16 protein-coding genes, 3 tRNA genes and 1 pseudogene are annotated in these 16,232 nt (G+C 47.7%); 14 read left to right on the top strand and 6 right to left on the bottom strand.

From position 1 onward, the window contains the following. The first annotated feature begins 14 nt into the window (after positions 1 to 14). Entirely contained in the window at positions 15 to 1,535 is a 1,521-nt protein-coding gene (locus tag T458_RS41450; RefSeq protein ID WP_171819385.1) for a two-component system sensor histidine kinase NtrB, read from the top strand. Positions 1,536 to 1,642: 107 nt separating this feature from the next. Here the strand turns inward: T458_RS41450 and T458_RS41445 are convergent, their stop codons facing one another. After that, positions 1,643 to 2,326 carry a response regulator gene (locus T458_RS41445; protein ID WP_031305794.1) on the bottom strand — a complete coding sequence of 228 codons (684 nt, stop codon included), beginning with the start codon at positions 2,324 to 2,326 and terminating at the stop codon, positions 1,643 to 1,645. After that, positions 2,301 to 3,533 carry a sensor histidine kinase gene (locus tag T458_RS41440; RefSeq protein ID WP_023556955.1) on the bottom strand — a complete coding sequence of 411 codons (1,233 nt, stop codon included), beginning with the start codon at positions 3,531 to 3,533 and terminating at the stop codon, positions 2,301 to 2,303. The genes T458_RS41445 and T458_RS41440 overlap by 26 nt, the downstream gene beginning before the upstream one ends. Positions 3,534 to 3,934: 401 nt before the next feature. Here T458_RS41440 and T458_RS41435 point away from each other — a divergent pair, with 401 nt between their 5' ends. The 12 genes from T458_RS41435 (at position 3,935) to T458_RS41380 (ending at position 13,509) form a co-directional block, all read left to right on the top strand. Next, positions 3,935 to 7,072 carry an efflux RND transporter permease subunit gene (locus T458_RS41435; protein WP_023556954.1) on the top strand — a complete coding sequence of 1,046 codons (3,138 nt, stop codon included), beginning with the start codon at positions 3,935 to 3,937 and terminating at the stop codon, positions 7,070 to 7,072. Positions 7,073 to 7,098: 26 nt separating this feature from the next. Further along, positions 7,099 to 8,340, top strand: coding sequence for an efflux RND transporter periplasmic adaptor subunit (locus T458_RS41430; protein WP_023556953.1), 1,242 nt, complete (start codon positions 7,099 to 7,101; stop codon positions 8,338 to 8,340). 252 nt (positions 8,341 to 8,592) lie between these two features. Beyond that, positions 8,593 to 9,303 carry a cytochrome c biogenesis CcdA family protein gene (locus T458_RS41425; protein ID WP_023556952.1) on the top strand — a complete coding sequence of 237 codons (711 nt, stop codon included), beginning with the start codon at positions 8,593 to 8,595 and terminating at the stop codon, positions 9,301 to 9,303. A 21-nt stretch (positions 9,304 to 9,324) separates the two neighbouring features. Beyond that, the gene (locus T458_RS41420; protein ID WP_023556951.1) at positions 9,325 to 9,846 is read left to right on the top strand and encodes a TlpA family protein disulfide reductase; all 522 of its coding nucleotides are present in this window, start codon (positions 9,325 to 9,327) and stop codon (positions 9,844 to 9,846) included. Positions 9,847 to 9,953: 107 nt separating this feature from the next. Next, positions 9,954 to 10,157 (top strand): hypothetical protein, encoded by a 204-nt coding sequence (locus T458_RS57605; RefSeq protein WP_023556950.1) that lies wholly within the window; start codon positions 9,954 to 9,956, stop codon positions 10,155 to 10,157. A gap of 115 nt (positions 10,158 to 10,272) precedes the next feature. Next, entirely contained in the window at positions 10,273 to 10,440 is a 168-nt protein-coding gene (locus T458_RS56480; RefSeq protein WP_023556949.1) for a YycC family protein, read from the top strand. A gap of 85 nt (positions 10,441 to 10,525) precedes the next feature. Next, a complete protein-coding gene (locus T458_RS41410; protein WP_031305791.1) occupies positions 10,526 to 11,092 on the top strand; it encodes a thioredoxin family protein in 567 nt (188 codons plus the stop codon). Between the two features lie 86 nt (positions 11,093 to 11,178). Further along, positions 11,179 to 11,490 (top strand): hypothetical protein, encoded by a 312-nt coding sequence (locus T458_RS41405; protein ID WP_023556947.1) that lies wholly within the window; start codon positions 11,179 to 11,181, stop codon positions 11,488 to 11,490. 88 nt (positions 11,491 to 11,578) lie between these two features. Beyond that, positions 11,579 to 11,654 (top strand) — tRNA-Thr (locus T458_RS41400). Between the two features lie 58 nt (positions 11,655 to 11,712). Further along, positions 11,713 to 11,794: transfer RNA gene (locus T458_RS41395), tRNA-Leu, on the top strand. Between the two features lie 39 nt (positions 11,795 to 11,833). Beyond that, positions 11,834 to 11,907: transfer RNA gene (locus tag T458_RS41390), tRNA-Gly, on the top strand. A 924-nt stretch (positions 11,908 to 12,831) separates the two neighbouring features. After that, entirely contained in the window at positions 12,832 to 13,509 is a 678-nt protein-coding gene (locus tag T458_RS41380) for an SOS response-associated peptidase (protein ID WP_023556945.1), read from the top strand. A gap of 79 nt (positions 13,510 to 13,588) precedes the next feature. Here the strand turns inward: T458_RS41380 and T458_RS41375 are convergent. Further along, positions 13,589 to 14,107 (bottom strand): annotated as a pseudogene (locus tag T458_RS41375) (DUF3231 family protein). Between the two features lie 231 nt (positions 14,108 to 14,338). Further along, positions 14,339 to 14,683 (bottom strand): DUF2512 family protein, encoded by a 345-nt coding sequence (locus tag T458_RS41370; protein WP_023556944.1) that lies wholly within the window; start codon positions 14,681 to 14,683, stop codon positions 14,339 to 14,341. Positions 14,684 to 15,264: 581 nt separating this feature from the next. Here T458_RS41370 and T458_RS41365 point away from each other — a divergent pair. Then, positions 15,265 to 15,582 (top strand): metal-sulfur cluster assembly factor, encoded by a 318-nt coding sequence (locus T458_RS41365; RefSeq protein WP_023556942.1) that lies wholly within the window; start codon positions 15,265 to 15,267, stop codon positions 15,580 to 15,582. A 57-nt stretch (positions 15,583 to 15,639) separates the two neighbouring features. Here the strand turns inward: T458_RS41365 and T458_RS57200 are convergent, their stop codons facing one another. Continuing rightward, positions 15,640 to 15,798: a hypothetical protein gene (locus T458_RS57200; RefSeq protein ID WP_023556941.1), complete on the bottom strand. Its 159-nt coding sequence runs from the start codon at positions 15,796 to 15,798 to the stop codon at positions 15,640 to 15,642. 66 nt (positions 15,799 to 15,864) lie between these two features. Beyond that, complete coding sequence (locus T458_RS41360; protein ID WP_023556940.1) at positions 15,865 to 16,221, bottom strand: VOC family protein; 357 nt, start codon at positions 16,219 to 16,221, stop codon at positions 15,865 to 15,867. Positions 16,222 to 16,232: the final 11 nt, after the last annotated feature.

Below are 16,232 nucleotides of genomic sequence, written 5' to 3'. Positions count from 1 at the left end.
AGGAGCCGGAGGCTTTGAATAAGCGAATATGGTTGGATCTTATGAAAATGGTCCCTGATATGACGGCAATGTCCCTGCATATCCTGTCCCGACGTCTCCCTTTTTCCCTATACCATCCGGAGGAGAGAGGTAGGTTTGAATCTACGGTTGCACTATTTATGAAGCACTTGATTGAAGTGTTGGAAACAGGAAAGTTTAGCACATTGGAGCGTCAAGTCTATCGCTTTGTCAGAAAATACGGCTTGAAGGATACGCCAATCCTCTTCTATATCGAGCCGTTGCGTGTATGTAGAGATGTAGTGATGGAACAGTTGCAGAAACATGCGAACCAACAGGCCAAAACCCCGGAGGATGTTTTGCAGTATGCGAACATCCGACTCTCCTTGTATGAAATGTTCGATCTCGTTATGAATCGCATCCTTGAATTGTTCCCTCATTCTCTTTTTCCTCCGACTGCTTCGTCATACAAGCCCTTCGTCCTGGAATCTGTTGAGGAATCCGAAGCATATGTGATCCTGCGCGGCCTCATCCAGTTGATCATGCAGTCAAACGAGATGGCTATCCTCATGATCGATCATCGCTTGAAAGTGTTGGAGATTAATCCTCTGTTCGCAAAAATGTTCGGAGTTGACAGAGAAGAGATCAGAGGAAAAAACGTGGATGAGATCATTACATTTGACGAAAGTGAACGATATATACAATGGGTGATAGAACGCGGAGAATCCGGCCATTACCTGATGGAGTACCAGGGGAGGTGGCTGACGATCAGCACGTGTCCGATCACGTATGAGGATCGAATCTATGGAGGAATGGCACTCGTAAGAAAACTCGCGGATTCCCAGCAAAATGAAGAGGAATTGACGAGGAGCGAAGCACTGGCTTCCGTAGGGCAGCTAGCAGCAGGCATGGCCCATGAGATTCGTAATCCCCTGACTTCGATAAAAGGATTTATCCAGTTGTTGCGCGAGCAGGATGATCATCAATTCCGCGGTTCGTACTACTCTGTCATCCTGATGGAAGTGGAGCGAATCAATGAGTTGTTAAATGACGTTCTTGTTCTGGCACGCTATCGCGACAGCCATATTGTCTCTGAGCCCTTCCCGGTTATGGAGGAGCTATACAGCGTCGTACGTCTGCTGGAACCCGAAGCGAACCGCAGGGGGATTCGTCTGGAGGTCGACGTGACCGAAAGGAAGTGGCTAGTCAAGGGTCATCGGGCGCGAATTAAACAGGTTTTTCTCAATCTTCTAAAAAATGCATTGGAAGCGATCCATTCCAGAGGACAGCTGGTCTTGGTCCAGGCGCGCGAGACGGGGAAAGATATTATTTTCACGATCGAAGATGATGGGCCCGGTCTTTCAGAGGAAATTAAAAAAAATTTGTTCATTCCTTTTTATACGACCAAAGCAGAAGGAACTGGTCTGGGATTATCGATGACCCAACGTATCATTGCTGACCATGGAGGCAGGATATCAGCTGACAATTCCGCACGTCTAGGTGGTGCCCGATTTGAAGTGAGGCTTCCCCTTATCTAAGACAAATAGAAAAATCGCCATTTTGAAGTGGAGAGTAAAGCTCTCATTCTCAAAAGAGGCGATTTTTTTGTAAAAGCTGAACCAACTTCGTTTAAACAGATCGAGGCTTACTTGACAAGACGGTGGCGAAGCGCTTTTGCCACCGCTTGCGTACGGTCCTCCACACCCATCTTGTGCAGGATACGATGCACATGTGTTTTAACGGTTCCTTCCGAGATGTACAAGTTTTGTGCGATTTGATCATTGCGGTAGCCATATGCGAGCTGTTGCAGGACGTCCAGTTCCCGTTCAGTCAGCTCATCCAGCAGAAACGACTGGTCAACGATGCTCTGCGCATGATTGCTTTGAGAGTGCAGAACCTCCGCGAGTGCTTTAGCGGCCGTAACCGTATGGAACAGGGCCTCGCCTTGATTGGCTCGCCGGATCAGATCCAGCATTTCCTGTGAATCGGCATCCTTGAGCATATACCCTACAGCTCCGGCACGAATCCCCTCCACGACATAGTTATGATTATCGAAGGTGGTCAGAATCAACACCTTGATTTCTGGATGCATTTGGACAATTTCTTTCGTCGCCTGGATTCCGGATTTCTTCGGCATTTGTACATCCATCAACACGACATCTGGGGCGAGGGAGGAGACCAGCTCCACGGCTTCCACTCCATCAGATGCCTCGCCGATCACTTCCATGTCCGGCTGCATCTGAATGACGTATCCCAGACCTTGGCGTATCATGTTTTGGTCATCGACGAGAATGACTTTTATCTTAGAAGGTTTGCTTGCTTCGCCCATTTGCATTCTGCTCCTCTCCAGGTGGATTTTCCCCAATTTTGGTCGGAATTGTCACTTCTAATTGAAATCCATGGGGTTCACGGATAAAATAGGAAAGTGTTCCATTCAGCATCTCGATTCTCTCCTGAATGCCAGTCAGCCCAAAGCCAGGCCGGATTTTATTGTCTCTCGTAATAGAGCCGTCGTCCTTGACGCAAAGACGAATGTCTTGTTCGCGCATCTCGACGATCACCTGCAAATGCTTGGCATCAGAGTGCCGCAGCGTATTGGTTATCGCTTCCTGCAAAATGCGGTAAAGCGAGATGGTAATTTGCTGCGGAAGCGGCACCTCCGACTCTTCGGTGATGATCTCCACCTGTAACCCGGTGTGCTTTTCCACCTGGGAGACCAGAGCGCGCAGAGGATTTAGTCCCAACCAGGTGTTGTCGCTTGCCAATGTATGGACAGAGGAACGGATATCTTCCAGGCTTTGCTTGGCTACTCCCAGCATATTTTGGACCGCTTCCTGTGCTTGTGGAGGTCCTTCATGCAGCATGTACTTGAGCGCGTGTAACTGCACGATCAAGGAAGTCAGACTGTGACCTAATGCATCGTGTATATCTCGCGCTATTCGTGTGCGTTCCTCGAGAACAGCGATCTGCATGGTATCGATCGCGGCTTCCTGCAATTGTCGATGCGCTTCCTGCAGATCACCATGAGCTTTTTGGAGTTCCTGGTAATGGAGCTGGCTCGCTTCATACGCTTCATTCTGTATGCGGTAGCCTCTGGAGCCGAGGTAGCAACCGCTGTACGAGAGAATAAAGGAAACGATATGCTGAATCCGTAAGTCTGTATCGAAAATGAGCAGCAAGGTCGCAACGATCGCAAAAAAGGTTGCGTACAGATGTGAGCGTTTGGTTCCGATATTATAGCCGATGAAAATGGCGAGCGGCATCATCATTCCGTAAGCTTCTCCGCCTACTAAGAGTCCTTTTAAAAGAGAGAAAATGCCAATGGCGACTGCAATCAGTTCCGCCCAATACGATTTCCAATTTTTTTTGGGAAACCAAAACAAAAAAATGTAACTTAAGAATAGGACAATCGTAATAGAAAATTGGAGCGGTGTTTCCCTCATGAAGGAATCGGGAAGCAAGGCTAATACGATCAAGACGGTGAACCAAATGATCATGATTCGTTTATGAAGAGCGGCTTTTAACCCTTTCAGCAAAGAGATTTCCTACTTTCTTTCGCTGTATTATACACCCAATTTCATTCTAGCATGGGGTGTCGTCTATCTCTAGATAGATACCCGAGACAAATATACAGCCATGTGATAGATTTCACTTTTCCACTCGATGGTTAGAATGAAAAAGGAAATGAAGCACCTCGCCCTGGCATCCGTATGACTTTTTCGTCAATATCGCGGGGACGAGGCCTTGCAAGTCTGCGTCTTTGCGTCGCAGACGTGTCTTTATTTTGTGTAAACGGGGTTGATGAATGGTCGCGGGTTTAGGAAGAGAAGGGATCGGAATCTCACGCTGGTACATACTCTTCTCGCAGACACGTGCCATTTTCATTACAAGCAACAAGCATCCAAGCAACAAGCTGATTGGGAAGAGGTGAGTGGTAGTGAATGTGTCCGAGTTATCGATTAAACGCCCCGTACTAATGATCATGCTGACGGTGGCCATGATGATTTTTGGCTTCGTTTCGCTTCCACGCTTGGCGATTGACCTGATGCCGGAATTGAACTTTCCGGTAGCTGTCGTGGTAACCTCCGTTGACGGAGCATCCCCAAGCGAGGTAGAGAAGCTGGTCACCAAGCCAATTGAGAATGCACTTGGTACTGTGGCGAATCTGGACTCAATTCAATCCGTATCCATCGAAGGAGCTTCACAGGTTATCCTGATGTTCAACTGGGGAACCGATTTGGATATGGCAACACTAGACATGCGTGAAAAAGTGGACCAGGTTCGAGGAGCTTTGCCTGACTCCGCAAGATCGCCTCGCGTGTTGCGGATTGACCCGAACAGCATGCCGATTATCACCTTTGCTGTTACGGGGGAAGATGATGTAAACCGCTTGAAGGATTTGACGGAAGATCTGATCCAATCCCGTCTGGAGCGGATCGACGGTGTAGCGTCAGCTTCACTCAGCGGTGGTCAGAGCCGCGTCATTGATATCGTCGTTGATCCTGCCAAGTTGTCCGCCTACGGACTGACATTGGATCAACTTTCACAAGCCCTGAATGCGAGCAACCTGTCCGGTTCCGGCGGTATTGTTCGCGAGGGTGATGAAAAACTGAGCATCCGCGTTCAAGGCGAGTACGACAATGTGGAGCAAATCGCCCTGACTCCTATCAATGTGGGCGGCAATTCGATCCGTTTGAGCGATATCGCACAAGTTAACGATACGCGCGAGCCGGTCAGCCAGATCAGTTATGTAAATGGAAAACCTAGTCTGGGAATTTCAATTATTAAAGCATCTGGCGGAAACACGATCGAAGTAGCAGATCAAGTCAAGAAAGAAATGGAAAAAATCAAGGCCGAGTTGCCTGAGAACATCGAAGTCATCATGACGATGGATACCTCCACGTACATCAAGGACTCGATCTATACCACAGCAGAGCATGCCTTGCTGGGTGGCGGGATCGGGATGATCCTGTTGTTCTTCTTCCTTGGCAGTCTCCAGTCGATGCTGGTGGCAGTCATCGTTCTTCCTGTCTCCATCGTAGCGACATTTCTGTTGATGTACATGACGGGACAGACGATCAACCTGATTTCCTTGTCCGGTTTGACGCTAGGTCTGGGGTCATTGATTGACTTTGCGGTCGTTATGTTGGAAAACATTTTCCGACAGAGGGAACAAGGAAAGGGCATGATGGAAGCCGCATTGGTCGGTTCCAAAGAAGTAGGTACAGCCGTTATGGCATCCGCATTGGCTCAGATTTGCGTATTCTTGCCAATCGCGATGACCGAGGGGATTGCTGCCGAGTTGTTCGGACCGCTTGCTTTGACCGTCGTGTATTCGCATATTGCGGCATTGGTCTTCTCCCTCTTGTTAGTGCCAATGTTAAGCTCGCGGATTCTGAAAAAAGTGCCGGATCATGGCGAGATCAAGAATTACCGGGGCATCAATCCTGTAATCTGGTTTAACATTGGATTCAAAAAATTGGAAAAAGCATACCGTGTCGTGCTGAAATGGGCGTTGGGTCATCGTAAAACGGTGATGATTTCCTCCGTCGTTCTGATGGTGGGCTCCCTTGCTCTGACACCGATGATCGGGGCCGAATTTATTCCAGCCATGGATGAAGGCCAGGTCAATATATCCATCAAGATGCCAAATGGTACTGTTTTGGCTGAGACAGAGAAGGTTGCCAAACAAGTGGAAGAGATTGTGAATACAGTCCCCGAGAAAGATATTGTCTCGACTTCCATCGGCAGCAGCGGTTCACCGCTGGCAAGCTCGCTCTCGTCTCATATGGCAAGCGTGACGCTAACGCTGGTCGATGTCACAGAAAGACAGCGTTCATCTGATGCGATTGCGATTGAAATGCGTCAAAAACTGCAACATATCGCGGGTCCTGAAATCACAGTCAGCGCAAGCCAATCGATGTCGACCGGTTCTCCAATCCAGGTAAACCTGTCGGGTGACGATCTGGATGTGCTGCGAGACATCAGTGATATCATCAAAGGTGAAATTGAAACCATCCCGGGTACGACGAACGTCACTACAAGCTTGCAAGCATCACTCAAAGAGTTTGAAGTGAAGGTAGATGCCCAAAAAGCAAGTTTGTATGGGCTGACAACAGGTCAAATCCTGTCCAGCGTGCGTACTTCCTTCCAGGGACAGACCGTGACGAAATACCGTACGGGTGATGACGAAATTGATGTCAAGCTGAAGCTTCCGGAAGAATACCAGGAAGACATCAACTACCTGAACAACTTGCGGATCTCCGCGCCAGGCGGAGCGCAAATCGCTCTGTCATCCGTGGCGACGATCAGCAAGGTAGATATCCCGGTATCGATCAACCGGACCAACCTGACACGCCAAGTGAGCATTACAAGTGATCTGGAAGGCAGAGACTTGAATTCGGTCAGTACGGAAATTCAAGCGAAATTGGCAAATCTGAACCTTCCTGATGGATATAAGATTGATTTTGGCGGACAGAGTGAGGATATGATGGAATCCTTCGCCAGCTTGGGGCTAGCAGTACTCTTGTCTGTCGTACTGCTTTACATGGTAATGGCTGCGCAGTTTGAATCCTTGTACAGTCCATTTATCATCATGTTCTCGGTTCCGCCGACCATTTCCGGCGTATTGCTTGGCTTGCTGGTGACGGGAACTCCAATCAGCGTGTCCGTCTTTATCGGATACATCCTCCTGATTGGTCTGGTTGTGAACAACGCCATCGTCATGATCGACTATGTCAATCAGCTGCGTGCAAAAGGCTGGGAGATGTCAGAAGCCTTGCTGCATGCTGCTCCGGTTCGTCTGCGTCCGATCCTGATGACGACACTGACGACGATTCTGGCAATCGGACCACTTGCTTTTGCTGGAGGTTCTGGTACAGAGACGCAGGCGCCGATGGCCATCACCGTTATTTTTGGTCTTAGCTTCTCGACCTTGATTACACTCGTGCTGGTCCCTGTAGTCGCTTCATGGTTCCATGACATGGGCAGAAAACGCAAGGAAAAACGCCTGAGAAAGCAACAAAAGAAACTGCAGAAAAAACAGCAGAAAACCGTTCCGGCTTTGGAATCGTAAGGTGCGCACGGAGAAGGAGGGACATTATGAATAGAAGTAAAAAACCTGTCATACTGGCCTTGTTGGCCATATCGCTGGTAGTGGGTGCTTGCTCGGCTCCAGAACCGGAAACGACGGCACCTGCCGAAGAAACAAAGGAGTCCGTCACCCCTGTACAAATCGACTCGGTTAAGACAGGTGCAGTAGAATCTGATTCCGGTATTACAGCAAAGCTGGCACCGGTCGAAGAAGTGCAAGTCATGCCAAAAGTGGGCGGTAAAATTACTTCCCTGCCAGTCAAACTGGGTCAGCATGTGACAAAGGGTCAAGTTCTGTTCAAATTGGATGAACAAGATTTGATCAATGGCGTACAGCAGGCAGAAGCTTCCTATGCTGTAGCCAAGGCAAACCTGAACCAGACCGGTAACAGTACAGATCAAGGCCTGACGCAAGCCCAAAACGGTTTGAAACAGGCAGAACTGAGCTTGAATGAGGCGAAACTCAATCAGCAACGGATGCAGAACCTCTTTACGCAAGGAGCGATCTCATCCCAACAAATGGAGCAAGCCAACAACCAACTGACAAATGCGCAAACCGCTTATGACAACGCGCAGCAAAATTTGCAAACGGCGCAGAAGAAGACGGGGCTTCAAGTCTCTGAGGCTTCTGTCCAGCAAGCGTCTGTCGCCTTGCAAAACGCCAAGGAACAGTTGGCGAATGCGACGGTCACGTCTCCGATCGACGGATTTATCTCCAGCGTCAACGGCGCAGTCGGTCAAATGGCCGGTCAACAGCCTGTTGTAGTAGTCGTGAATACCAGCTCGTTGATTGTAAAGGCAAATCTGTCCGAAGCTGATATTACAAAGGTAACAGTCGGTACACCGGTTAAGGTGCATGTGCAATCTACTGGACAAACGCTGGATGCAAAGGTATCTGCAGTCAGTCCTGTGATGGATCAGCAAATGAAGGCGTATCCGGTCGAAGTCACCATACCGAATCCGAAGAATGAACTGAAATCGGATATGGTCGTGACGGTTACCTTCCCATCCGCTGGTACGGAGGGTGCTTCCAGCCTGATCGTTTCTCGCGCAGCAGTTTTCGAGCGCAGCGGGAAGCAGTATGTATTCAAGCTCGAGGGCGATGTCGTGAAACAAATCGAAGTAACGACCGGAAAAGGTTCCAGTGACCAGATTGAGATCGTCTCTGGTTTGAGCGAAGGCGATCAAGTCGTGGTCAAAGGACAGACGCTTCTGCAAGATGGAAGCAAAGTCAGCATTCAGAACCAATAAAAACAGAATAGGACATGAAAAGAGACGGGTTGCTCCGTCTCTTTTTTTTGGTATTGAATTTTACTGAGTCAATGATCTGGGAGCTCGAAGCTGCTTGGTTAAAAATCTGAACGAGTTACCAAGTTAGTTTACATAACAAAAATTATGTTGTCTCAAATGTCACGTATTTAAGACAAAGTGTGAGGACTGCTTTTGGCTTCTGGAAAGATTCGTTACAATAGGTACAACAAGCAACTTTTAGTGGAGGTAACGATGAGTGGCGAAATCTCTATTCTGTTAGCCTTTGGAGCAGGCTTTCTCTCGTTTATATCGCCTTGCTGCCTGCCGCTTTACCCGTCCTTTCTCTCTTACATAACCGGAGTTACGATGGATGAAGTGAAGAAGGGCAAGGCTGTGTTCCAAAAACAGGCACTGCTCCATACCCTGTTCTTTATGGTGGGTTTCTCCATTATCTTTATCGCTTTGGGGTTGTCCACATCCTGGATTGGCAGTTTGTTCGTTGACAAACAGGATCTCATTCGGCAGCTTGGCGGCATTTTGCTTGTCATCATCGGATTGATCATGCTGCAGGTCTTTAAAATGGACTGGATGATGCGCACCTGGAAGGTCGATTTAAAAGCCCGGCCCTTGGGGTATACTGGATCTATACTGGTAGGCATGACGTATGCAGCCGGTTGGACACCATGTGTCGGCCCCATTCTTTCCGGAATCATCGTGATGGGTGTATCCGAACCGTCCCTTGCCTTGTCGTATACTTTGGCATATACATTGGGCTTCGCGATTCCCTTCTTCATCATGACTTTCTTTATCAGCAAAGTGAGCGCGATCGTCAAGTATTCGGATCGCTTCATGAAGGTTGGGGGAGTCATCATGATCGTTTTCGGTGTGCTCTTGTATACAGACAAGTTAACGGACATTACTCGCGTGTTGATTCAGCTTTACGGGGGCTTTACCGGATTCTAACCGAGAAAGCTGGGGGATCAGATGAAGAGACTGGTATTGGCCATGCTGCTGGCTGTTGGGCTTGGCTATGTCATTGTCGGGCAGCAGAGCGTACAAGTCATGGCACAGGAACAAAAACCGGAAGTGGGCTACCAGGCCCCTCATTTTACGCTGACGGGACTGAACAACCAGCAGTACCACGTAGCAGGAAAGCGCGAGAAGCCCGTGATTATCAACTTCTGGGCCTCCTGGTGCGGACCATGTAAAATGGAAGCGCCGGATTTGCAAAAAGTATACGAGATGTATGGGAAGAAAGTCGATCTGTACGGCGTCAATGTTACGAGCAATGATAATCCGGAAGCCGCTATGCAGTTTGTCCAATCCCATAAGCTGAGCTTTCCCATCCCCATGGACGTGACGGGAAGTGTATCTGATCGGTACAAAATCATGGCTTTTCCAACTACGTATCTCGTTGACCGCGAAGGAATTGTGCGCCAAAAGATCATTGGAATGATCGATGCCAAGACGCTAGAGAAAGAGCTGCAGAAGCTCTTGGCTGACTAACATGCCCAATTAGAGCCTCTTTGCTGTTTTTTGTATCTTTGCCTAAGGTACAGGGTCGATCTCCTACATAGACTGGATTGAGTTCAGGGCTATGGGGGGAATGACGGGTGGCCAAGGGAAAGAAGATCAAAAAGGATAAACGAAACCATCCCAATCAGGTAAATTTAAAAATCGTGACATCCCAAACCTGTCAGGTGTGCAAACAGCAGTGTTCACGCGGATTGGCTTATTTGGAAAAGATGTCAGAGCCCGGAATGATTGGGTTTGGCGTACCATGTATCCTCACTAACAAAACGACCGCTGCTAAATAATCGGATAGGTGCTTCGAATAATCCCTTCTATTGCGAAAGGGATTATTTTTTTGCAATCTGGATTGCCCATATACCATGTATTATACTGAAAGAATGAGAAAGGAGCTGTGATCGAATGCGACCCTTGCAAATATCGCCTGAGACCGCAATCAAGCTGGCGGAGGCTTTGAATGTGCCATTGGAGCGACTGATGCATATGCCTCAACATATATTGCTGCAAAAAATGATGGAATTAGCGAAAGAGGAAGATCAGCCAGGCAAAGAGGCTGAAAATAAGGAATAACCGCCTTGAAGTGCAGTAGAATAGAGGAGTATTGTCGTTTTACGTGGAAATGGATGAGAGAAAGAAGATACTGGAGGAGAAGCAGATGGCAGTCAATGTAGCTCACAAATTTCGTACTGGAATCAAGCCGCAAGCATTCGTAGAGGGAATGAACAAAAACAAAGAAGCCTTCGAGAATTGGTCACAGGCTTTTGCTTGGTCGAGTGAAGAAGATCAGTCGTTTTTTGCTTCCTTGCAGCACCGTGATGATTTGCGCTGCCTGATCCTGGCCGCTGAGTGGTGCGGAGATGTCGTGCGCAACGTCCCGGTTGTTTTGAAGGCGTTGGAGCCAACTATGATCCCGACTGAGATCATGATCATGGAAGATCATCTCGATCTCATGGATGAATTCCTGACGATGGGAGGACGTGCGATCCCAGTCGTTATTTTCGCAGATACAGGCGGGCATGTGCTCGGAACATGGGGACCTCGTCCCAAACATGTTCAAGAAGTGATGATTGCTTTCAAACAGCAAAATCCAGATCGAAATGCGCCAGACTATGACGAAAAGATCAAGGTTGCACGCGAACAGATGCTGCAACAATACGGAGATGGCACTTGCTATCAGGCAGTCATTGTTACAGAACTGAGAGAGCTGCTTTCTTCCTTCTAACATGCACATAAGTAGACAGGCGGGTTGTATGCCCGCCTGTTGTGTGATAAACGGTCATGCCGCTTGGTATAGAAAGGCTGAGATGTATGCATTATTACGGAAATGAAACAATCATGTCTCTTGAGCAAGTCCTTCGTTTGAAGCCGTCGGAGATACGGATTCTCGAATGGGTGAGAACGTACGAGTTTTTGGAGAACCGTTACGGAATCGATGAACCGGTTCCATTTTTCCTGGATATTTGCTGTGAGGAAGAGGGAGTGCGAATCCGCAAGAATCGTATCACCACTTTTCCAGACTTCGAGTGTGAAGAAGAGCGAATGTTTCCGGAGATAGAGGAAGCACTAGAGCTCTTTCGGCAATGGGCTGAAGAAATTTTAGCGAAGACAGAAAATGTGTAAAAAATGTATTGACGTTCTATTTTGTTCATGTTAAATTAATAAACGTCGCTCCTAGTTCACAAGCACGCGAAATGGACGACGTTATGATGCCGGTGTAGCTCAATTGGTAGAGCACCTGACTTGTAATCAGGGGGTTGTGGGTTCAAGTCCTATCGCCGGCACCATCTTTTCTAGATTGCTTTTTTTGCTAGGAAGATGCTATAATATCTTTACACTTTTTATGCCGGTGTGGCGGAATGGCAGACGCGCGCGACTCAAAATCGTGAGGGAAACCGTGGGGGTTCAAGTCCCTTCACCGGCACCATACTTACATACAAGACAAGCTGGTCATACCCGTCCATATGCGGGTGTAGTTCAATGGTAGAACTCCAGCTTCCCAAGCTGGCGGCGTGGGTTCGATTCCCATCACCCGCTCCATACGAAAACCCTTGAGAAATCAGGGGTTTTTTGTTATTTCTAAAAGTCCGAAGGAAGATGAGACATGGCTACTCAGCTTGCGATTCTTAAAAACGGCCTGTGAGCTGCAATTCAAGCAAGACATTTTGTGTCCTAAAATAAGCATTCGATCAGGGGACATGGCATTTCCATTGGAATAATCTAAAAGTATGAATTCTTCAATAAGGGGTGCCACCACTTACATGTATAAGCTTAAAAAACGAATCGGATCAGGAAAACATCGAATTGTTTATGATATAGTAAACGGCCATGTTTTAAAGGTTTCCAGGTCAAAGCGTGGTAGGAGAAGCAACAAAAAGGAAGTGTCCATATACTACTCATCACCTCGTTCGGTGAGAAAGCATCTTGGGAGAATCAAAAAATTTCATCGAAAATATTCCTGGATCAAAATGGTGAAGTATTGGCGGAGATTTCCCCGCTCAAAGAAATATAGGAGAAAACTGAAGAAAATGATAGCTTATTTTAGGAAGCGTGGAATTATGCCTGATGATGTATTAACTCGTAAGGGCAAACCAAAGCGCTGTAATTTACGGTTAAAGCGAAAAGGAAAGATCGTGTTCATTGATTATGCGAATTTTCGATTTAAGCGCAAATAGTACTTGTGAAAAGGCGGGAAGAGCTGACAAAAGCGGTGGGCCATCATCACAGCGGCCCCATAGCGATCCATGCTGCCAAGAAAGTGGACAAGGATATATGCCTGCGGGAGTCTTTCCGCCGCGTGCTTGCCGAGTACGGGTACACCTCAGAAAACCTGCCAACAGGTGCAGTCGTAGCTTCTCGCAGATTCTTAGAATAGAGAACGACCTCCAACGCTTGTTACAGTCAAACGTGGACGTGTTTCCCTCTTCCCCACATTGGCAATGATGTGGATAGGAGGGATTCAGAATGTGCGGGCGTTTTACATTGGCTACGAATCCAGATTCATTGATGCTGCGGTTTCAGATCGAGGTCATCCCTTTTGAATGGCAGGCACGATATAATATTGCACCGGGACAAAACATCCCGGCAATTATTGAAGACAGGGGCCAACGCAGAATCGGCCAGCTTCAATGGGGTCTCGTCCCATCTTGGGCGTCGGATGCAAAGGGCGGATCCAAAATGATCAATGCCCGTGCAGAAACACTCACGGACAAACCTGCATTCCGTCGGCTATTTGAGCGTAAACGCTGCTTGATACCCGCAGATGGCTTCTATGAGTGGCAGCAGGGTCCGAAAGGCAGACGGCCCATGCGAATCATGATGCGATCCGGGGAGCCTTTTGCTTTTGCCGGCCTGTATGATACCTGGACATGCGCTGACGGTCAGAAGCTGCATACATGTACCATCATTACCACCCAGCCCAATAGCGTGGTAGCTGACATTCACGATCGCATGCCTGTCATTCTGAATCAAGAAGATGAACCGTTCTGGCTGGATCGCGAACGATATGATGCAGCCCTGCTTCAATCGCTCCTCGTACCATTTGACTCTGCTCGCATGCGTGCGTATCCCGTATCAGCAATGGTCGGTAGCCCGAAAAATGATGTGCCGGAGTGTATAAAGGAAATAACCGAGCTAGCATGAGTGAAAAATAAAAGCCCCTCTAAGAAAAACGGACTTAGAGGGGGCGAGGAAACCTATCATTTATCCCGTGATGCGACTCTTAAGCGTGAACGGGTTCTGGTGTCCGCAAATGAAGCGGCGGCGGTACCAACCAGCCTTTTTCTTTATTGATACGTAACAATCTTGCACCAAACTGAGCTTTTGTGGTGTGGATCTGGCCAAACATCATCCCGATATCTTCCCGGATCGATTGTCCAATGATTTGGCTGCACGCGACTAAGCCGGTTGCAATTTCCTTCGACACGCCTGCAGCGATTTCCGGATCGTTAAATCGTGCGCCCACAGGGATGCTCTCAAGGGATGCGACTGGACGTTCAGATGCTGTTGGGGGAGGAGCAATCCCATTTGCCTTCAGCAGATTTTCGATCTGTTGGATTTCTTGTTTCATACCCTGGGTAAGGTCCTCAAGAAAGCTTTTTAGGTCCTTATCCCCTGTATGGTTGATAAACGTTTGATACGCCACAAGCAGACCTTTTGTTGTTGCAAGATAACTTCATACTCCAAAGACTTCACCATAGTGCATAGGCTCATTTTGCGGATTACCACTCAAGATTCCCATTAACATCCTCCCAGAATTCATTAAAGTTTTTATATCCATGTGGGTTCTCCTGACTGTTTTTTTAACCCGTTGATATGGTTTGCCTAGGGGCGAGGTGTTATGAAGGAATTTTTCGCCACTGCACGTATCCTGCTTGGCCCGAATAGCAGTAAGGACTACATATGACGGGCTAAGAAAAGCCCCCTCTAAAGATTGGTACATAGAGGGGGAGGCAAGATGTACATTTACTTATCAGCTTTTCGCATTTTCAACATCATTCAATCCTAAATAGCGGTGGTAGAAAAATTCGGCGACGCCAAGGATCGCAACCGTCACAATCAGTTCGCCAAAACTCAAATCCCAATTGAACACGCGCGAGACTGCCCAAAGATAAATAGCTGCGATTACGGCATCGGCAATCGTAGCCATGGTATTGTTGGTTGCTCGAAGGATTACCTGATCTCCCAGTAGGTAGGCGATTACGGTTAACCCAAGTGCAGCAAGGATGGCGGAACCCCAAGTTGCTTCAGTAAACCAGATTAAGCTTCCGACGAGGATAACACCATTAATGATTAATTTGATTAAAAATCGAGTCATTGAACGCAATCTCCTAACTATATGGGGTATATGCAAGTGTATTGGTATTACCTTGGGCGAAAAAGGATAACTTTATTCAGACTTGGAGGTGGTTTTCTGGATGAAGGAAGTAGGTATCAACAAAAAAGAGGGGATCAACCATGTGGCAAGTTCATCGATACGGAATGTTATACTAATACAGATAGATATGAAATCTACCAGGCAGCTTTTATCACTAAAAAAGAGGCAGGGTGATCATGGTGGCTGAAAAAATTCTAATTATTATTCTCTCTATTCCATTATACGCGGTGCTCATATGGACCTACTTCGAGCCTAGAGAAAGTCTTTTGTGGGGGAAAAGGTGGATGTACAAGGAAGAGCCGGAGCCCTCTGAGGGGGCAATTCGTTATACGAAAGTTGCATCGGCGATTAGCATTGTTGCCCTAACCATTTTCTTTGCTATGTCCCTATTTATTTGACAGGGGATTCACGGAGGGCTGGTGGTTGCTCAAGGTTGGATAATATCATCGCTGGACGGTAAAAGTAGAAAAGTGATGATTCCCATTTCCCTCTCCTTTTGAGGGTTGAGCGAGGTGCTAAGGATGGCGATAGAAGACAACATATGGGCAGCCTTAGAAGAAGTGATCGACCCTGAGATCGGGGTGAATATTGTAGACCTGGGGTTGGTCTATGAGGTTGAGGTCGACGAGGCAAAAGGACAAGCAAACATTGAAATGACCCTGACAATTCCACAATGCCCGTTGGCTGATCAAATTGTTCAGAATGTAGAAACTGCGACAAAAGGGGTGCCCGGGATTACGGATGTAAAAGTTTCCCTGGTGTGGGAACCAAAATGGAGTCCGGCAAGAATGAATGACCGCGCCAGGGAAGAAATCAGGTCGCGTCAAGCCATACCGTAATTCTCCCGGGAATCAAAGAACCCGCCTCAGTATGGGACAGAGGCGGGTTCTTCCTGTCTACTCTTCAGGTGTGCGATCCAGGAACAGTTTCGTCACCGATGTGTATTCACCGTTTTCGATTTCCGTTTCGCTTGCTTTGGCCTCTAGCGGGTCATGGCCGTATAATCCGGGAGCTACTGTTGGCTCCTGCTCTTGATCCCGTCGTTTTGAACGCATCCTGCACACCGCCTTTTTGAGTAGCTTGTGAACATTCAGTTGTTCTTATGCCAAAAAGACGGGGAATCAGCAGCGGCAGACCATCAGTACATTCCCATCCGGATCTGTAAAATTGAACCAATGACCGTTTTCTACGCCGGTGAGAAGCTCTACCCCTTTCTCCTGCAAGTGTTGATAGGCTAGCTCAATATCGTCGCAATTGAAATGAAAAAGGGGAGTGTTTCGCCGCGATTCCGGATCATAAATTTTGCTGTCCAAAACCAAACCCGTATCGCCTTCCATCGGGAGGCAATACAAATGTCCATATAAAATCTCACCCGTCTCTGGCAAATCCAAGAGCTTGCAGTACCAAGCCTTTGCTTTCTCAATATTGCTGACGGGAATAAAAACAGTCCCGATACGATTCATGATATTGCGCGACATGAACGCTTCCC

It is taken from the genome of Brevibacillus panacihumi W25 (assembly GCF_000503775.1).
In the GTDB taxonomy this organism is placed as follows: domain Bacteria; phylum Bacillota; class Bacilli; order Brevibacillales; family Brevibacillaceae; genus Brevibacillus; species Brevibacillus panacihumi_A.
The sequence above is the reverse complement of the archived record's forward strand: the minus strand, read 5'-3'. Positions and strand labels throughout refer to the sequence as shown.